Raw genomic sequence first — 17,621 nt, 5'->3', positions numbered from 1 at the left:
AAGCGGGGGTCAGTGGGCCGGGGGGATGTTGTGGTAGCCGCGGAACAGGTTCCCGGGGTCGTACACGGCCTTCAGCGCGGTGAGCCGCTCGTAGTCCGCCGCCTCGTAGCAGGCCTTCAGCTGCTCGGCCGTGACCGGGCCGCCCAGCAGGAAGTTCGGGGCGACTCCGAGGATGCGGTCGCCGAACAGGGCGTAGACCTGCTCGTGCGCGGCCCGCTCGGCGACGGCCGCGGCCTCGCCCGCGCCGGGGGCGATCCGGCTGAGCACCCGCACCAGGAACCGGGCGCCGCGGTGGCCGACCGCCGAGGGCACGGCGGGCCGGCGGGCCATCGCCCCGCCCATGTGGTTGATCTGCACCACGCAGTTGAGGCCCGAGCCCGGCCCGGTCAGCTCCAGGATCCGCCCGGCCGTCGCCACGTCGAGGTCGTCGACCAGGACGTTGGTGCCGTAGTACGCCATGGGGGTGGGCGGGTCGCGGTAGATGGAGTCCGAGTCGGTGTAGGGCATGTCGGTGAGCGTGTCCAGGACGTACGGGCCGATGGCGCGCAGCGGGGCCACCGCCGCCTCGCCGTCGGCGGCGGCGCCGGTGTGGGCGACGCGGATGTGCGCGGTGTAGCGACCGCGTACCTCCTCGGGCACCGCGGGCTTGTCCGGGAAGGGCACCAGGCCGATCGAGGAGGTCATCTCCTCGCCCACGCCCGCCGTCCACTCCAGCCAGGAGCGCAGGGCGTGCGGCACCTGCGGCTCGGCGAAGTAGAGCCCGCCGCCGTAGATCCGCGGCTGGCGCACCAGCTCCACGTCCAGCGAGGTGACCACGCCGAAGTTGCCGCCCGCCCCGCGCAGCGCCCAGAACAGGTCCGGGTCGCTGTCGGCCGTGACGTGCCGCAGCTCGCCGTCGGCGCTGACGACCTCGGCCGCGGTGATCCGGTCGGCGGCGAAGCCGTGGGTGCGGGCCAGCAGGCCGATGCCGCCCTCGAGGCTGTAGCCGACCGCGCCGACGCCGAGCGTGCTGCCGGACAGCGGCGCCAGACCGTGCACGGCCGCCTCCCGGATCACCTCGCCCCACGGGGTGCCGGCCTGGATGCGGGCGGTGGCGGTGGCGGGGTCGACCTCGACGCCGCGCATCCGCGCGGTGCTCACCAGGACGCCGCCGGCCCGGTCGCCGGGCAGGCCGTGGCCGGTGGACTGCACCGCGAGGGGCAGCCCGCGCCCGGCGGCCAGCTCGACGGCGGCGCGGACGTCGTCCGGCCCCTGCGCGGCGACCACGACGTCCGGCCGCTGGCCGAACCCGAGCTGGTAGGCGGCGACCTCCTCGTCGTAGCCCGCCGACTCCCGGTCGAGGACCGGGCCTTCACCGGTGGTCTCCACGGGCACGCTCACTGGACAGCCTCTCTATACGTAGATCGTGCCGCGGGCGAGGACCGCGCCGTGGCCGCCGACATGCACCGCGCCGACCCGGTCGCCCTCGCCCTCGACGTTGGCGTACATGGGGGACGGGCGGCCCATCTCGACGCCCTGGAGGATCTCCAGGTCCTGGCCGTAGGAGGCCAGCCCGTGGCGCGCCAGGTGGATCGCGACGGGCCCCGCCGCCGAGCCGGTCGCCGCGTCCTCGACGACGCCGTACGCCGGGGAGAACATCCGCGAGCGCCAGTGCGTGCCGGAGCCCGCGAAGCAGTAGGCCGACATGTCGGGGAAGGCGCGCAGCGCGTTGTGGTCCGGGGTCAGCGCGGAGAGCGCCTCGACGCTCTCCAGGCCCACGAGCACGTGCCGGGGCCCGTTGCGATAGGCCTCGACCGGGGTGATCGAGGACGTGAGGCCCAGCGCCGCGAGCAGCGCCTCGGTGTGCTCGTACGGCTCCCAGACGGGCACCGGCTGGGCCATCCGTACGGAGGTGGCGTCGTCGTCGTGGACCAGCTCGAAGGGGATGGCGCCCATGGCGGTCTCCAGGACCAGCCGGTCCGCCTTGCGCGGGCGGCCGATGGCGACGGCCGTGCCGAGGATCGGGTGCCCGGCGAACGGCAGTTCGTTGACCGGGGTGAAGATCCGGATCCGTGCGTCGCCGCCCTGTTCGGCGGGGAGCACGAAGGTGCACTCGGAGAGGTTCATCTCCTTGGCGATCCGCTGCATCACCTCGGCCGGCAGGTCCGCGGCGTCGAAGAACACGGCCACCGGATTGCCTTCGAGCGGGGTACGCGCGAAGGCGTCCACCACCGTGTACTCATGCATGGAACGGGGTCTCCTGGAGGTACGGGAAAGGCGGGGCGGGACCGGGATCAGGTGGGGATTCCCTCGCGCTTGACCGAGGGGACCGGGATTCCCAGCGCGCGCAGCTGCTGGTTCGGGTTCATGAACTCCCGCTCCAGCTTGATCTTCCCGTTCTCGAACTCGAAGGAATGGATGAAGTGGTTGCGGTAGTACCCCTCCGGGTAACCCGGGAAAAGGATCTTGCCTTCGCCGTCGCACTCCACCCAGAACCGGTTGGGGTCCTGCGTCTCGAAGATCTCGACATTGGTCCACACCCAGTCCGGGAAGCACTGGAGGGACCACACCGCGTGCTCGCCGAGGGTGTCGCGGCCGCGGATGGCGATGGGCTCACCGGTGTCGGTGGTCCACAGCCCGCCGACGCCGTCCTCGGTGAACAGCAGATGGCGCTTGAGCCGGTCCTCGCCACGGCAGTTCATGTACTGCTCGACGATGGCGCGGTTGCTCGCGCGGAGCTCCGCGTCGTCCTGGAACGCCTGCGGCTGGGTGGTCTCGGACATCGCTCGTCCTCCAAGTGCTGTGTCTGCGTGCCGCGTACGCGCACCGCGAAAGCGCGCCGCGTACGCGTGCCGCCTCGGCCGGTGTACGGCCGGTGGCCCCGGGGTCCTGTACCGCGACCCTGTTCCGGGGCCCGGGGCACTGGCAACCGTCTTCCGGGGACTTTGGCAAGTACCACCGAGACCGGGTGCGGACCTGACGGAGTCCTCGGGCGTACGCGCGCCGGGCACCGGGGCCCGGGAGGGGCGGGGCGTCGGGGCGGGGCTCGGGGCGGGCTCTCAGCGGCTCTCGGGCAGCCGGGCGCGGGCGTGTGCGATGAGCGCGGCCCCGGCCGGGCTGGTGGGGCCGTCGGTGCGCCAGCCCAGGGCGAGGCTGCCGTGGATGCTCGGCCGGTCGATCTCCACGAGGTGGACCTCCGCCTCGTTGGCGCGGGCCAGCGAGATCGGGATGAGGGCCACTCCCAGCCCCCGCCCGGCGAGTTGGGCCAGGACGTGCGGGTCGGCGGCCTCGAAGGCGATGTGCGGGCGGAAGCCGGCCCGGGCGCAGGCCGCCTCGATGACACTGCGCAGCCCGGTCCCCCGGGTCAGACAGATCAGCGCCCGGTCGGCGAGCTCGGCGAGCCCGACGCGCTCCCGTCCGGCCAGCGGGTCCCGGTGGCCCACGGCGGCCACCAGCGGCTCGTCGACGATGTCGTAGAGCGTGATGCCGGGCGGGGCGCCGCCGGTGCGGCCGATCACCGCGAGGTCGATACGGCCCGAGTGCAGGGCGTCCAGGAGGTGCTCGGAGGTGTCCTCGATCAGCCCTATCTCCACTCCCGAGTGCGCCTCGTGGAAGGAGGCGAGCAGCCCCGGCAGATCGAGGGACTTGCCCATGGAGATGACGGTCCCGATGGTGACCCGGCCCCGTACCAGACCGCTGAGCTCGTCGACCGTCTGCCGCACGGCCGCGACCGCCGCGAGCGCGGCCTGGGCGTGCGGCAGCACGGAGACGCCGACGGGGGTGAGCCGGACCGTACGGCTGGAGCGGTCCAGCAGGTCCTGGCCCAGCTCCCGCTCCAGTTTGCGCACTTGGGCGCTGACCCCCGGCTGGGCGACGTGCAGCGCCTCGGCGGCCTTGGTGAAGCTGGCCAGCTCGGCGACGGTGACGAAGTACTCCAGCTGACGCAGCTCCATAACCGCTGATTATAGTTCGCAGAAAATGTAGATGTTGGACTTCTACATACGGACGGGCGCAGAGTGGACGTACCCGAGAACGGGAACCACCAGAGCCGGAACGCCGACCGAGCGGCTACGCGTCGAGAGGACCGTCCGATGGCCCAACACCCCACCCAGCCGCGCGCGTTCACGTCACCGACCACCCGGGCGGTGGTCGAGGCGTTCTTCGCCCGGCAGCGAGCAGGGGACCACACGGGCCTGCTGGACCTCTTCGCGGACCGCGTCGACTTCTTCGCACCGGGCGCGGCCAACGCCGCGTCGCTGGGCCCCGGTTCCACCCGTTCGGACATCTCCCTCTTCTTCTCCACCCTCGGCAAGGTCCTGGTGCCCGACCGGGACTTCCTGGTCCTGGGCCAGGACGCGGTGGTGACCGGCTTCGCCCGCTGCGACACGAGCCTCAACCCGATCGCGATGCACTTCACGGTGGTGGGGGCGAAGATCGGCCGCTGCCATCTGACGGAGGTCAGCACACGGCTCTGAGGGCCGGGCGGGCACGGGACCGGGCGGCTGCGGCCGCCGACTCGACGCCCGGCCGCGCAGCCCTCCCCTCCCCTCCCACCGCCCGCGGAGGACGGCCGTCCATCCGCCGTGCCACGCCCCGGCCCGCCCGGCCGAGGGGCGCCCCCCATGCCCTTCCCCGGGGACACCTCCCCCAGGGACGTAAAGGAGTACTCAGTGAATGCCACGACCACGGCGAGGGGCGGGCGCGACAGCCGCGCCGCCACCATCGTCATGGCCTGCGTCGGTGTGTTCGTCGCCTATCTCCCGGTCACCACGGTCTCGGTGAGCCTGCCGACGATCCAGCGCAGCCTGGACGCCTCCACGGCCGACCTGTCCTGGGTGACCGACGCCTTCGTCCTGCCGATGGCGGCGCTGATCCTGACGGCCGGGGTCGTCGGTGACGTGTACGGCCGCCGCAAGGTCTTCCAGGCCGGTCTCGCCTTCTGTGCGATCGGCGCGGCGATAGCCCTGAGCGCGGACGCGGCCGGCAGCGTCGAAGTCCTGTGGACGGGGCAGGCGTTCGCGGGCGTCGGCGCCGCCGCCCTGCTGCCCGCCACGCTCGGACTGATCAGCCACGCGGTGCCGGATCCGCGCGAGCGCTCCAAGTACGTGAGCATGTGGACCGCGTCCCTGATGGGCGCGCTGGCCGTGGGCCCGATGATCTCCGGCCTGATCCTGGAGAACGCGTCCTGGCGCTGGATCTTCCTGGCCCCCATCCCGGCCTCGCTGCTGACCATGGCGGCGGCCGCCCGTTATGTCGCGGACTCGCGCGCCGCGGGCTCGCGCAAGCTGGACTGGCCGGGCCAGATCACGGCGGCGGTGGCCATCACGGCCCTGGTGTACGCGGTGATCGAGGGCGGCGGCGAGTCCTTCTCCGAGGGCCGGGTGCTGGTGGCGCTGGCGCTGTCGGCGGTGTCGCTGGTGGCGTTCGTGGTCACGGAGCTGCGCAGCGAGAGCCCGATGCTGGACCTGAAGCTGTTCCGCTCACCGGCGTTCAGCGCGACGGCGCTGGTGGCGATGATCAGCTTCCTCGGCCTGATCGGCTTCATCTTCGTACTGAGCCTCTATCTGGGCCAGGTGCAGCAGCTCGGGACGCTGGACGCGGGCTACCGGATGCTGATGTTCACGCTCCCGGCGATGGCGGCGGGCCCGGTCTTCGGCCAGATCATGCACAAGGTGTCGGCGCGGGTCCTGATCACCTCGGGCCTGCTCCTGGCGACCGGCAGCCTGCTCTCCCTCACCTCCATCGACGCCCACACCTCCTTCGCCGACATGTCCTGGCGCCTGATCATCCTGGGGATCGGCTTCGGCGCGGTCTTCGCGCCCATGACGGCGACGGCGATCAACTCCGTACCGCATCAGCTGGCGGGCATGGCGGCGGCGGGCAGCAACGCGTTCCGCCAGGTCGGGGCGGCGCTGGGCCCGGCCCTGATGAGCGCCCTGCTCACGACGAAGGTGACGGACGCCCTGCCGGGCCGCCTCTCGGACGCGGGCCTGGGCGCGGAGGCCCGCGACCGGGTGACGGGAGCGGTCGACAGCGGCGGCTTCGGCGCGGTCCACGGCGTGGACCTGGGCGCGGACACCCCCCGTATGCTGCACGGCTTCACCGAGGCGTTCCTGGACGGCATCCACCTGTGCCTGACGATCTCGGCGGCGGTGATGGTGCTGGCGGCGGTGGTGAGCGCGGTACTGCTCCGCAAGCCGCGCGCTGCGGCGCCGACGCCGACGCCCCGGGTGGAGGAGCCGGTACTGAGCCGCTGACCCAGGGCACGACGGCGCCCCGCAGCCGGGGCGCCCCCGCCCCACAGACGGCGGGCGGACCGGTACACCCCCGCACCGGCCCGCCCGCCCCGCCGTCCCAGCACCATCCGCTACCCTGTCCTGGGCTGCCCACCACGGGCGACCCGGGTACGCCTCCGTAGCTCAGGGGATAGAGCACCGCTCTCCTAAAGCGGGTGTCGCAGGTTCGAATCCTGCCGGGGGCACAGAACGAAAGGGCTGGTCGGGAGGTTGATCCCGACCGGCCCTTTCTCGTGCTCACGGCCGCGACCCGACTCGACGGCGGGCGCAGGGGCATCGGGCAGGATCAGAACGCCCCTACGCACAATGACTGTCGAACCCCCCCATCCCCGCCGCCGGCCCACGGCTCCCCACCGCCAGCGCCACCGCCTGGCCCGCGTAGGCCAGCATGCGTTCGCCCTCGGGGGTGAGGGTGGTGCGGGGGCGGGCCAGGATGTGGCCGAGCCAGGTCGTGCCGGCCCAGATCGCCGCCTGCCAGGTGTCGGCGTCCAGGAGTTGGGGGGTGCGGGGGGACGGGGCCGGTGGGGGGAGGGGGGGCCAGGAGTCCTCGCGGCCCGCGAGGAGGCGGCCCCGGTGGTCGCGGACCAGGATCTCCGCGTCGAGGAGTACGCCCACCTCCGCCGCCAGGCCCGCGACCCCCTGGCCGGAGAGGGCGAAGCCGATGATGTGGTCGCGCACCGCCTCCAGCCAGCGCTCCGTCTCGATCGTCTCCATCGCCAGCGCGCTGTGCTCCTCCAGCTTGGCCACCTCGGCGTTGTAGAGCTCCAGCCACTGCGCCTTGTCGACCGCGGCCGCCGCCAGGTCCGCCAGGGAGCCGAGCAGGGCGGCCTCGTCGGGCTCGAAGTGGCGTACGTCGCGGTGCGCCGCGTACAGCACGCCCACCGTGCCGCTGGCGTGGTGCAGCGGCAGCGCGAGCACCGAGCGGATCCCCTCGCGCCCGATCGCCGCGTCCAGCGCCGGGTCGTGGTCGATCCGGGTCTCCGCGTGGTAGTCCGACGTCCAGAACGGCGCGCCCGTCGCCCGCACCACCGCGCCCACGCCGTGGTCGGCCGACAGGTGCAGCCCGATGTGCAGCGAGGTCGTGGTGCCCGCCGACGCCCGTATCACCGAGTCGCCCGAGCCCGTGGTCAGCAGCGCCACGAACGCCATGTCCACCTGGAGCAGCGTCCGGGTGCGGTGCGCGACCGTCTTCACGAGGCCGTCCACGTCGCACGAGGAGGCCAGTTCCCGGGCCGTGTCCAGCAGGGCCGCCAGGTCCGCCTCGCGTCTTCGGCGGCGGTCGAGCAGCCCGTGCACCGTACGGCCCAGCCGGCCCGCCCGGTGGATCACCGCCAGTTCGTCCGCCGTCGCACCCCGGTCGTGGGCGCGCAGCAGCACCTCGTCGAGGTCGTCCAACGGCGCCTGGGCCGCCAGCAGTTCGAGGATCCGCAGCGCCCCGGAGTCGCCGCCCTCGTCGTCCGACCCCCAGTGCGCCGCCGCAGCCGTCGTCTTCGCCACAACAAGCCTCCCCCGGACGCGTCGCCCTCAGCGGTCCGCGTGGGCAGCCCGCATCGGCGATCCGCCTCAGTGACCCGCATCAGTGACCCGCATCAGCGTTCCGGGCCCAACATATGTGCGCGTTGTGTGGAGACGGAAGGGGGGAGTCCTGAAGATCCGGCAATTGGTGCCCTGTGTCCGGTGTTGGTGCCGTGGTTGGTGCCGTGCTTGGTGCCGTGTGCGCGCCCTGCTGGTGCCGTGTCGGTGCCGTGCCGGTGCTCAGCGGGCCGCCCGCCGCGTCCTCACCGTGCCGTGACCGGGCATTTTCCGGTGGAGCGACCGGTTTCCGTACGAGGTGCCCCGCCGGCCCCCGGGCCTTTTGGTACGGAGCGCCGCCCCCTCACCCCCACACCCGCTGCTCCGACTCCTCCCCCAGCGGCGCGTAGTGCTCGGTGAACAGCTTCGCCACCAGTTCGCCGCGGCTGGACACCCGGACCTTCTCGAAGATCGCCTTCACATGGTCCCGGACCGTGTGCGGCGAGAGGAACAGTTTCCCGGCCATCTCCGCGGTGCCCAGCCCGCGCGCGATGTGCTGGGTGATCTCCAGTTCGCGGTCGGTCAGTTCGTACGCCTTCACCATCAGCGGGGCCACCTCGGAGATCGACGCGCGCTCGATCACCACCGCCGAGGCGCCCAGCTCGCCGTCCGCGCCGCGCAGGCAGGAGGCGTGGCAGGCCAGCCAGCGGCCGCCCTTGCTGCGCACCCGTACCCGCGCGACCCCCTTGTCCCAACCGGCCGCGATCGCCCGGGCCTTGCTCGCCGTGCTGTGCATCCAGGCCGGTACGGACACCCCCAGCGGGGTCGGGGTGGCCGGGCCGGGCACCAGGTCGTCGAGGAGTTCGCGGGCCTCGTCGTTGACCGAAAGGAGACGTCCCGAGGCGTCGAAGAGCAGCAGTCCGGGGCCCGGGCCGTGGCTGGGGGTGGGCTCGGCGGACGGCTCGGTGAAGGAGCGCAGGCGCCGGGCCATCGCCGCCGACAGCTCCTTCACCACCAGCGTGTCGTCCGCGCCGAAGGCCGGCGCCCCCTGCGCGCGGAACAGGCTGACCTGGCCCCACGGGTGGCCGCCCACCCGCAGCACCGCCCGCAGTTCGTCGTCGAGGCCGCGCGGCGCCAGGAAGTCGCGGTAGAGCGTGCTGCGGCCGGGCAGCCCGCCGGTGGCCTCGCGCAGCCCCGCCACCGGCAGCGGGGCGCGGGCGAGGTCGCGGAACAGGTTGATGTTCTCGGTGAGCAGCTCGGACTCCCAGTAGACCGAGCAGCCCTCCTCGGTGAGGTTCTCCACCCGGATCGGCGAGGTCATCATGCCCGTCACCGGGTCGGTGGCCCGCCACACCGAGGCGTCGTACGGGATGAGGCGGCGCAGCTGCTCGGAGGCCGTGGCAAACAGGGCGAGGGCGTCGGGGGCCGCGCCGATCGCCGTCAGGAGCGTGTCGATGGCGTGGGTGGTGCTCGCGTTCCTGGGCACGGTCACGGGCCGGTACTCCTCGTTCGCCGCCCCCAGGGCGGGCGGGGGGCGTCGTCGGGTGGGTGCCCCTCCATGCTCCCGCACCCGAAGCCCCCGCACACCCCCCTCAGTTGAGGGGTGCGGTGCCCCGCCAACACCTTGATCTCGGGATGTCCCGTACGCCCGCGCGCGGCGGACGATGGCTCACGGCACGCCAACCCGCCCCCCACCCCGCGCCCACCGAGGAGGCACCCACCGTGCGATCCGCCGTGCAGGACCCCCCGCACTTCCCCGCCGACCAGGTCGCCGCTCTCGCCGCGGCCGTGCGCGGGCCCGTCCTGCTGCCCGGCCAGGACGGTTACGCCGAGGAGGGCGCCGGCTTCAACACCCTGCTCGCACACCGCCCCGCGCTGGTGGTGGGCGCGACCGGGGCGGCGGACGTGGCTGCCGCGGTCCGGTTCGCCGCCGGGCACGGGCTGCCGGTCGCGGTGCAGGCGACCGGCCACGGCGCCGCCCGGGCCGCCGACGGGGCGGTGCTCGTCTCCACCCGCCGGATGACCGGGCTGCGGATCGCGCCGGACCGGGGCACCGCGCGGATGTCCGCCGGGGTGCTCTGGGAGCAGGTGATCCACGAGGGCGCGGCCCATGGCCTGGCGCCGCTCAACGGCTCCTCACCGCTGGTCGGAGCCGTCTCCTTCACCCTCGGCGGCGGCCTGGCGGTGCTGGCCCGCACCTTCGGGTACGCGGCCGACCACATCCGCTCCCTCGACGTGGTCACCGCCGACGGCGTGCTGCGCCAGGTCGACCAGGAGCGCGAGCCGGAGCTGTTCTGGGGCCTGTGCGGCGGCAAGGGCAACTTCGGGATCGTCACCTCGATGGAGATCGGTCTGATGCCGGTCTCCCGGCTGTACGGGGGCGCGCTCACCTTCGACGGGGCGGCGGCCCCGGCCGTGCTGCCCGCCTGGCTGGAGTGGACGGCGTCGGCGCCGCGCGAGATGAGCTCCTCGCTGGCCCTGGTGCGCTTCCCGGACGAGGCGGCGCTGCCCGCCGAGCTCCGCGGCCGCTTCGTCGTCCAGGTGCGGATCGCGTTCACGGGCACGGCGGCCGAGGGCGCCCGACTCGTCGCTCCGCTGCGGGAGTTGGGGGCGCGCGTGCTCGACACCGTACGGGAGATGCCGTACGCGGAGGTCGCCTCGATCCACGGCGATCCGACCGAGCCGTACACGTACCACGAGCGCACCGCGATGCTCGGCGAGCTGGACCGGGCGGCGGCCGGGCGGATCCTGGAGGCGGCCGGGCCGGGCTCCGGCTGCCCGCTCGGGCTGGTGGAGCTGCGCCACCTCGGCGGGGCGCTGGAGGGGCCGGTCCGGCACGACAATGCGGTGGGCAACCGGGACGCGCGCTACTGCCTGCTCACCGTCGCGCCCGGCGCGCGCCCGGCCGGCCAGGCGGCGGACGACCTGCTCCTGGAGCGGCTCGCGCCCTGGGCGACCGGCGGCAAGTACCTCAACTTCCTGGACTCCTCGGCCGACGAGAGCCACGTCCGGGCGGCCTTCACGTCCGAGGCGTACACGCGGCTGGCCGCGCTCAAGGCGCGGTACGACCCCGCCAACCTGTTCCGCGTCAACCACAACATCGCCCCGGCGGCGCTCCCGAGCGGGGTGCCGGCGTGAGGGTCGGGGTGGTCGGCGCGGGGCCCATGGGCCGGGCCGCCGCACGGCAGTTCGCGCTGGCGGGCGCGGCCGTACGGCTCACCGACCGCTCCCCGGAGCTCGCGGTACGGGCGGCGGCCGCCGCCGGAGCGGGCGCCCTGGGCAGCGTCGAGGCGCATGACGTGGACGGGGTCCTGGAGGCCGAGCTGATCACGCTCGCCATGGGCACCGACGACACCCTCGCCTTCGTCACCCGCCACAGCGACGCGCTGGCCGGGAAGATCCTCATCGACACCACCAACCCGGTGGAGGAGGCCGGGGCGGCGGCGCCCGGCCGGGCGGGCCCCAGCATGACCGAGCGGATCGCGCGGGCCGCCCCGAGGTCCTCCGTGGTCAAGGCGTTCAACACCGCCTGCGCGGCCACCCTGTTCGCCGGGCGGGTCGACGGCGCCCATCTCGACGTGTTCGTGGCGGGCGACGACTACAGCGCCAAGATCCCGGTCATCGAGCTCATCGACCGGGCGGGGCTGCGCGGCCTCGACGCGGGCGACCTGCGCAACGCGCACGTCCTGGAGCAGATGGCGCTGCTGTGCATGGAACTCATCGAGCGCCTGGGCCTCGGCCGTGACGCCGGGATCAAGCTCCTGCCCGACGGATGACCGCACCCGCGCTCCCGCCCGGAAAGCCCCGTACAGCCCAGAAAAGCTCCCCCGCACACTCCAAGGAGTCACCGTGCGTCTGCGACTGCTCGTCCTCGCGTTGGGCAACTTCGCGATGGGCGTCGACACGTTCATCATCGCGCCGATCCTCGACCCCATGGCCGACGACTTCGGCGTCTCCCGTACCACCGCGGGCTGGCTGATCACCGCGTTCGCGCTGGCGTACGCGATCGGCGGACCGCTGCTCGCGGCGGCCACCGGGCACCGGCCGCCGCGCCAGCTGCTGCTCGGCGCCCTGGGCGTCTTCGCGGTCGGCAACGCGCTCACCGCCGTGGCCGGGGACTACTCCTGGGCCATGGCGGGCCGGGTGGTGGCCGGTGCCGGCGCCTCCATGTACACCGCCAACTCCCTCGCCGTGGCGCGGGCGATGGTGCCGCCCGAGCGGGCCGGGCGGGCGGCGGCGCTGGTGGTCGGCGGGCTCACCGCGGCCATCGTGCTCGGGCTGCCGCTGGGCGCCTGGCTGGGCGACGAGGCGGGCTGGCGCGCCGCCCTGTGGCTGGTCGTGGGGCTCACCGCGGTGGCCACCGCCGGTATCGCGGCGACCGTGCCGCAGCTCAAGGGGCAGGCCGCGACCACCCTGCGGGCCCGGCTCGCACCGCTCGGGCAGCCGCGCGTGCTGGTCACCCTGATCGCCACCTGGCTCTGCCTGAGCACCAGCTGGACGGTCTACAACTACATCGACGAGGTGATGGACGAGGCGACCGGCGGCGACGCGGGCCGCACCTCGCTGATCCTGCTCTGCTTCGGCATCGGGGCGGTCTCGGGCAACCTGCTCACCGGACGGCTCACCGACCGGATCGGGCCGGTGCGCACCATCAGCGTCGCCGCGCCGCTGCTGGTCGCCGCCACCACGCTGACCCCGTTGCTGTCCAAGTCGCTGGGCGCCGGCATCGCGATGGCCGTCGCCTGGGGTGTGTGCCACTGGATGATCAACGTGCCGCAGCAGATGCGGCTGGTGGCGACGGCGCCGCAGTCCGCCCCGCTCCTGCTCGGCCTGCACCAGAGCACGATCTACATCGGGATCAGCACCGGAGGCGTGGCCGGGGCCGCCGGCTACTCCGCCGACGGCGCCTCCGGAGTCGGCTACGCCGCGCTGGCCGTGGGGGTGGTGGCGCTGGCCATGCTCGCCCTCTCCCTGCGGATCAACCGGCCCGCCACCGCCCCCGCCACGGCCGCTCCGGCCGCCGCCCCGGCCCGGTAGCGGGCCGCCTCCACGGGTACTCCAGAGGGGCGATCTGAAATCCTTGGTGCACACGTTCCGCCCGGCCGCCGCATCGGCTGGGCCGGAACGGTCGCGTCTGGCGGCCGAAACGACCTCCAGAGGCCGAAATGAATTGCTAGAACGCCGACTTGGGGAGGGCTCAGCCAATGCAGTCAGCGGGAAACCAAGCATTCACTTTCCGGATACTCGGCCCACTTGAGGTGGAATGCGCGGGCCGGAAGGTCCGCCTCGGAGGATTCAGGCAGCAGGCCCTGCTCGCCACGCTGTTACTGGAAGCCGAGCACGTCGTACCGATCGAACGGCTCCTGGAGGCGATCTGGGAGGACACCCCGCCCGCCTCCGCCAAGGGGCAGGTGCGCATCTGTGTGTCCGCGATCCGCCGCCAGTTCGTCGGGGCGGGCGTGGGCGACCTCATCGAGACGCACCCCGCCGGATACCGCATCCGGCTGCCGAACACCGCGCTCGACCTGGCCCGCTTCGAGCACCTGGCGGCGCTCGGCCGCTCGGCCGCCCGGGACAGGCAGCCCGAGCAGGCGGTGGACCTGTTCCGCTCGGCGCTGGCGCAGTGGAAGGGCCCGGTGGCGGCGGGCCTGGAGAGCAGGGTGCTGCGCCAGGCCGCCACCGTGCTGCGCGAGGAGCAGCTGTCCGTACTGGAGGAGTGCGTCGACCTGGAGCTCCAGATGGGGCGGCACCGCAAGGTCGTCGGGGAGCTGTACCGGCAGGTCGCCGAGAACCCCTACCGCGAGCAGATGTGCGCCCAGCTGATGCTCGCCCTGTACCGCTCGGGGCGGCAGGCGGACGCGCTGCGGCAGTTCCGCGAGACCCGTACGCTCCTGTCGGCGGAGCTCGGCATCGACCCCGGTGAGTCGCTGCGCACCCTGGAGCAGGCCATCCTGGCCGAGGACCCGTCCCTGGAGACGCCCAGCCGTCCGGCCCCGGTGGAGGCGGGCCGCGCCGCGCCGGTCGCCTCGCTGATACGCCAGCCCGCGCACCGGGCCGTGAAGGCGTCCTGGACCGACCACACACTGGCGATGCGCACCCGGCTGACCAGTTTGCAGCAGGCCAATCTCCGTCTCCAGGCAACGTTGAAACTCTGACGAAATCGGGTGGGCGCCGCTCCCACCAGCGTTTTCCCCGATGCCCCGTGCCCTTGGCGCGGGGCATCTCGCGTGCGGTATCGCCGCGCGACCGGCCGCGATATCCGCGCGAAACCTGGCCGATACGCGCCTCGGGGAGCGTCACCGCCGGTGGGGCCGGACCGGAGAAGGAACGGGGAACCGGGGGCAGGCCTCGCCGAAGCCGCAGGAAAGGACTGCTTCATGGCTCTCTCGAACGGCGGAGGTGAACCCTCGCATGGCGCCCTCGCCGCACGACCCGGCCGGACCCGGCCCTGACCGCACCGGCCCCGACCGGGCCGGCCCCGAGCGCCCCGACCGGCGCGGGCCCGTGGTGCACAAGTACGGCGGCAGCTCGCTCGCCACCATCGAGCAGGTCCGCGCCGTGGCCCAGCGGGTCGCGGCCGCCCACCGCACCGGCCGCGACGTGGTCGTCGTGGTCTCGGCCCGGGGGAAGACCACCGACCGGCTGCTCCGGCTGACCGAGTCCGTCGGGGCGCCGCCGGCGGGCCGCGAGACCGACCAGCTGCTCGCGACCGGCGAGAGCGCGTCCGCCGCGCTGCTCGCCATGGCGCTGCACCGCACCGGGGTGCGGGCGGTGTCCCTGGTCGGCGCCCAGACCGGCATCCTGGCCGCCGGCGCGCACGGCCGGGGCGTGATCGTCGCCGTGGACACCGAGGCCATCGCCGAGGTGCTCGCCCGGGGCGCGGTGGCGGTGGTCGCCGGGTTCCAGGGGCTGACCGCGCGCCGCGACGTGATCACCCTGGGGCGCGGCGGCTCGGACACCACGGCGGTGGCCCTCGCCGCCGAACTGGGCGCCGCCCACTGCGAGATCTACACCGACGTCGACGGCGTGTTCACGGCCGACCCCCGGATGCTGCCCGCCGCCTCGGTGCTCCCCGCCGTCGACGTCGACGTGATGGCCGAGATGTCGTTCGCCGGCGCCAAGGTCATGCACGCGCGGGCCGTGGAGCTCGCGGCGCTGCGCAAGGTCGACATCCACGTCAAGCACTCCGCACGGCCCGGTCCCGGGACCGTGATCGCCGCCAGGGAGGAGACGAAAGCCGACATGCTCGAATCAGCGACGACCGTCACCGGAGTGGTCCTCGACGCGGACGTGGCCCGGGTCACCCTGCGCTTCGACGCGGGCGACGCGGACGCGGCGACCGACGTCTTCGCCTTCCTCGCCCGTGAGTCCCTCACCGTCGACATGGCGGCGCTCTCGGAGGAGAGCACCGGCGTGAGCATCGGCATCACCCTGCACAGCGACGACGTGGAGCCGCTGCGGGACTACCTCGCCCGGCGCCCCGGGCCGCCGGGCCGGCCCATGGAGTCCGACCGGGGCATCACCAAGCTCTCCCTGGTCGGTACGGGGCTGCTCAGCCGCCCCGACAGCACCGCCCGGATGCTGCGCTGCCTCAAGTCCGCGGCCATCGCGCCCAGTTCGGTCTCCACCTCGCAGATGCGGATCTCGGTGACCGTCCCGGACGACGACGCGGTACGGGCCGCCCGGGTCCTGCACGACGAGTTCGGACTGGCCGCACTCAACGCCGGTACGGGCGTCACCGCGCCCGTACCCGCCTGACCCGACAGAGGAGGTTGTGATGATGTTGCACCATTCGTTCGCCCGCCAGTTACGGCTGCGGCGGATCCACCGCCACGGCGGCGACCGGCTGCTGATCGTCCCGCTGGACCACTCGGTCACCGACGGCCCGCTGACCGGCGGGAACCGTCTCGACCACCTGGTCGGGCAACTCGCCGACAACGGCGTGGACGCGGTGGTCCTGCACAAGGGCAGTCTGCGCTACGTCGACTCCGCCCGGTTCGCCCGCACCTCGCTGATCGTGCACCTGAGCGCCAGTACGGTGCACGCCCCCGACCCCAACGACAAGTACCTGGTCGCCAGCGTGGAGGAGTCCCTGCGGCTCGGCGCCGACGCGGTCAGCGTGCACGTCAACCTCGGCTCCGTCCAGGAGCGGCAGCAGATCGCCGACATGGCCGCCGTCGCGGACGCCTGCGACCGGTGGAACGTGCCGCTGCTCGCCATGATGTACCCGCGCGGCCCGAAGATCACCAACCCGCGCGACCCCGCGCTGATCGCCCACGCGGCCTCGCTCGCCGCCGATCTGGGCGCCGACGTCGTCAAGACCGTCTGCGCCGAGACCATCGCCGAGATGCGCGACATCACCTCCGCCTCGCCGGTCCCCCTGGTCGTCGTCGGCGGCCCCCGGGAGCCCGACGAGACGCGGGTGCTCGCCTATGTCGACGAGGCGCTGCGCGGCGGCGCCAGCGGGGTGGCCATGGGCCGCAACGTCTTCCTCGCACCGGACCCCGGGGCCATGGCCGCCAAGGTCGCCCGGCTGATCCACCCCGTACCGCACGAGGTGTCCGCGCCCGGCGCGGTCGCCGACTCCCTTGCCGTACCGCTGTCCACCGTCTCTTAAGAGGAGTTCGCCCCATGAAGCTCAGCTGGCTCGACGCCCGTTCGCTCGGCGAGGCCAAGGAGGCCATCCTCCAGGAGGCCCTGCACTACCGGCTCGAAGGGATCGTCGCCGACGACCCGGCCGACCTCGCCGACCTGCCGCCGACCGTCACCAAGGTCCTCTTCCCGCAGGGCAAGCCGCTCCCGGAGTCCTTCGGCGACGCCTCCGTGGTCATCGTGGACCCGGCCCGGCACGGCATCACGCCGGCCGAACTGGCCATCAAGCACCCGGAGGTGGAGTTCGGGCGCTTCGTGGAGATCATCGACGCGCCCACCCTGGAGGACGCCTGCGAGTCGGCGCGCACCGAGAAGTGGAGCGTGCTGCTCTTCCGCGACCCCACCAAGATCCCGCTGGAGATCGTGATCGCGGCGGCCGCGCGGTCCACCGGCAGCATGATCACGGTGGCCCAGGACGTGGAGGAGGCCGAGATCATCTTCGGCGTCCTGGAGCACGGCTCGGACGGCGTGATGATGGCGCCCAAGGCGGTCGGCGACGCGGCCCAGCTGAAGAAGGCCGCCACCGCCGACGTGCCCGACCTCAACCTGGTCGAGCTGGAGATACGCAGCACCGAGCACATCGGCATGGGCGAGCGGGCCTGCGTCGACACCTGCACGTACTTCCGCGAGGACGAGGGCATCCTGGTCGGCTCGCACTCCAAGGGCATGATCCTGTGCGTCAGCGAGACGCACCCGCTGCCCTACATGCCGACCCGCCCGTTCCGCGTCAACGCCGGGGCGATCCACTCGTACACCCTCTCCAAGGACGAGCGGACCAACTACCTCAGCGAGCTCAAGGCGGGCAGCAAGGTGCTGGCCGTCGACATCAAGGGGCAGACGCGCCTGGTCACGGTGGGCCGCGTGAAGATCGAGTCGCGGCCGCTGATCTCCATCGACGCGGTGGCCCCGAACGGGCAGCAGGTGAACCTGATCCTCCAGGACGACTGGCATGTACGGGTCCTGGGGCCCGGGGGTGTCGTGCTCAACAGCACGGAGCTGAAGCCGGGGGACAAGGTTCTGGGGTTCCTGCCCAGCGAGGACCGGCATGTGGGTTACCCGATCGACGAGTTCTGCCTCGAGAAGTGACCGGGTGAGGCGTCGTCGTCCGGCTGCGGGCCGGTGGCCGCTTCTCGCGCAGTTCCCCGCGCCCCTTGGGTAACACGGGCGCGGCGGTGCCGAATC

General features: G+C 73.2%; 15 protein-coding genes and 1 tRNA gene. 10 read left to right on the top strand and 6 right to left on the bottom strand.

Going from position 1 to position 17,621, the window contains the following annotated elements; translation table 11 throughout:
* Positions 1-9 precede the first annotated feature (9 nt).
* The 4 genes from ABD236_RS16555 to ABD236_RS16540 form a co-directional block, all read right to left on the bottom strand.
* Positions 10-1,380 (bottom strand): FAD-binding oxidoreductase, encoded by a 1,371-nt coding sequence (locus ABD236_RS16555; protein ID WP_344074467.1) that lies wholly within the window; start codon positions 1,378-1,380, stop codon positions 10-12.
* Between the two features lie 12 nt (positions 1,381-1,392).
* Positions 1,393-2,226: a PhzF family phenazine biosynthesis protein gene (locus ABD236_RS16550; RefSeq protein ID WP_344074466.1), complete on the bottom strand. Its 834-nt coding sequence runs from the start codon at positions 2,224-2,226 to the stop codon at positions 1,393-1,395.
* Between the two features lie 47 nt (positions 2,227-2,273).
* On the bottom strand, positions 2,274-2,762 hold the full coding sequence (locus tag ABD236_RS16545; protein WP_344074465.1) for a PhzA/PhzB family protein: 489 nt from the start codon (positions 2,760-2,762) through the stop codon (positions 2,274-2,276).
* Between the two features lie 276 nt (positions 2,763-3,038).
* Positions 3,039-3,932, bottom strand: coding sequence for a LysR family transcriptional regulator (locus ABD236_RS16540; protein ID WP_344074464.1), 894 nt, complete (start codon positions 3,930-3,932; stop codon positions 3,039-3,041).
* A gap of 138 nt (positions 3,933-4,070) precedes the next feature.
* On the opposite strand from ABD236_RS16540, the gene ABD236_RS16535 reads away from it, so the two are divergent.
* From ABD236_RS16535 to ABD236_RS16525, 3 genes are all read left to right on the top strand, one after another.
* Positions 4,071-4,454 (top strand): nuclear transport factor 2 family protein, encoded by a 384-nt coding sequence (locus ABD236_RS16535; RefSeq protein WP_344074463.1) that lies wholly within the window; start codon positions 4,071-4,073, stop codon positions 4,452-4,454.
* Between the two features lie 252 nt (positions 4,455-4,706).
* Positions 4,707-6,236 (top strand): MFS transporter, encoded by a 1,530-nt coding sequence (locus ABD236_RS16530; protein WP_425543887.1) that lies wholly within the window; start codon positions 4,707-4,709, stop codon positions 6,234-6,236.
* A gap of 151 nt (positions 6,237-6,387) precedes the next feature.
* Positions 6,388-6,460 (top strand) — tRNA-Arg (locus ABD236_RS16525).
* Positions 6,461-6,572: 112 nt separating this feature from the next.
* Here ABD236_RS16525 and ABD236_RS16520 read toward each other — a convergent pair.
* Together ABD236_RS16520 and ABD236_RS16515 are read right to left on the bottom strand one after the other, a co-directional pair.
* Positions 6,573-7,772: a GAF domain-containing protein gene (locus tag ABD236_RS16520; RefSeq protein WP_344074461.1), complete on the bottom strand. Its 1,200-nt coding sequence runs from the start codon at positions 7,770-7,772 to the stop codon at positions 6,573-6,575.
* A 379-nt stretch (positions 7,773-8,151) separates the two neighbouring features.
* Positions 8,152-9,279, bottom strand: a complete 1,128-nt coding sequence (locus tag ABD236_RS16515; RefSeq protein ID WP_344074460.1) for a LuxR C-terminal-related transcriptional regulator — start codon at positions 9,277-9,279, stop codon at positions 8,152-8,154.
* Positions 9,280-9,509: 230 nt separating this feature from the next.
* Here ABD236_RS16515 and ABD236_RS16510 point away from each other — a divergent pair, with 230 nt between their 5' ends.
* The 7 genes from ABD236_RS16510 to griH all read left to right on the top strand — a co-directional run bounded on the left by ABD236_RS16510 (position 9,510) and on the right by griH (position 17,525).
* Complete coding sequence (locus tag ABD236_RS16510; protein ID WP_344074459.1) at positions 9,510-10,925, top strand: FAD-binding oxidoreductase; 1,416 nt, start codon at positions 9,510-9,512, stop codon at positions 10,923-10,925.
* The gene (locus ABD236_RS16505) at positions 10,922-11,563 is read left to right on the top strand and encodes an NADPH-dependent F420 reductase (protein ID WP_344074458.1); all 642 of its coding nucleotides are present in this window, start codon (positions 10,922-10,924) and stop codon (positions 11,561-11,563) included. Before ABD236_RS16510 ends, ABD236_RS16505 begins: the two co-directional genes overlap by 4 nt.
* Positions 11,564-11,636: 73 nt before the next feature.
* Positions 11,637-12,824, top strand: a complete 1,188-nt coding sequence (locus tag ABD236_RS16500; protein WP_344074457.1) for an MFS transporter — start codon at positions 11,637-11,639, stop codon at positions 12,822-12,824.
* A 221-nt stretch (positions 12,825-13,045) separates the two neighbouring features.
* Complete coding sequence (locus ABD236_RS16495) at positions 13,046-13,942, top strand: BTAD domain-containing putative transcriptional regulator (protein ID WP_344074456.1); 897 nt, start codon at positions 13,046-13,048, stop codon at positions 13,940-13,942.
* A 256-nt stretch (positions 13,943-14,198) separates the two neighbouring features.
* Positions 14,199-15,545: an aspartate kinase gene (locus tag ABD236_RS16490; protein WP_344074455.1), complete on the top strand. Its 1,347-nt coding sequence runs from the start codon at positions 14,199-14,201 to the stop codon at positions 15,543-15,545.
* Positions 15,546-15,564: 19 nt separating this feature from the next.
* Positions 15,565-16,404 (top strand): 2-amino-3,7-dideoxy-D-threo-hept-6-ulosonate synthase, encoded by an 840-nt coding sequence (locus ABD236_RS16485; protein ID WP_344074454.1) that lies wholly within the window; start codon positions 15,565-15,567, stop codon positions 16,402-16,404.
* A 14-nt stretch (positions 16,405-16,418) separates the two neighbouring features.
* On the top strand, positions 16,419-17,525 hold the full coding sequence (gene griH / locus ABD236_RS16480; RefSeq protein ID WP_344074453.1) for a 3-amino-4-hydroxybenzoic acid synthase: 1,107 nt from the start codon (positions 16,419-16,421) through the stop codon (positions 17,523-17,525).
* Positions 17,526-17,621: the final 96 nt, after the last annotated feature.

Source organism: Streptomyces crystallinus, from assembly GCF_039521265.1.
Lineage (GTDB): Bacteria > Actinomycetota > Actinomycetes > Streptomycetales > Streptomycetaceae > Streptomyces > Streptomyces crystallinus.
This window is presented reverse-complemented; position numbering and strand designations above follow the sequence as displayed.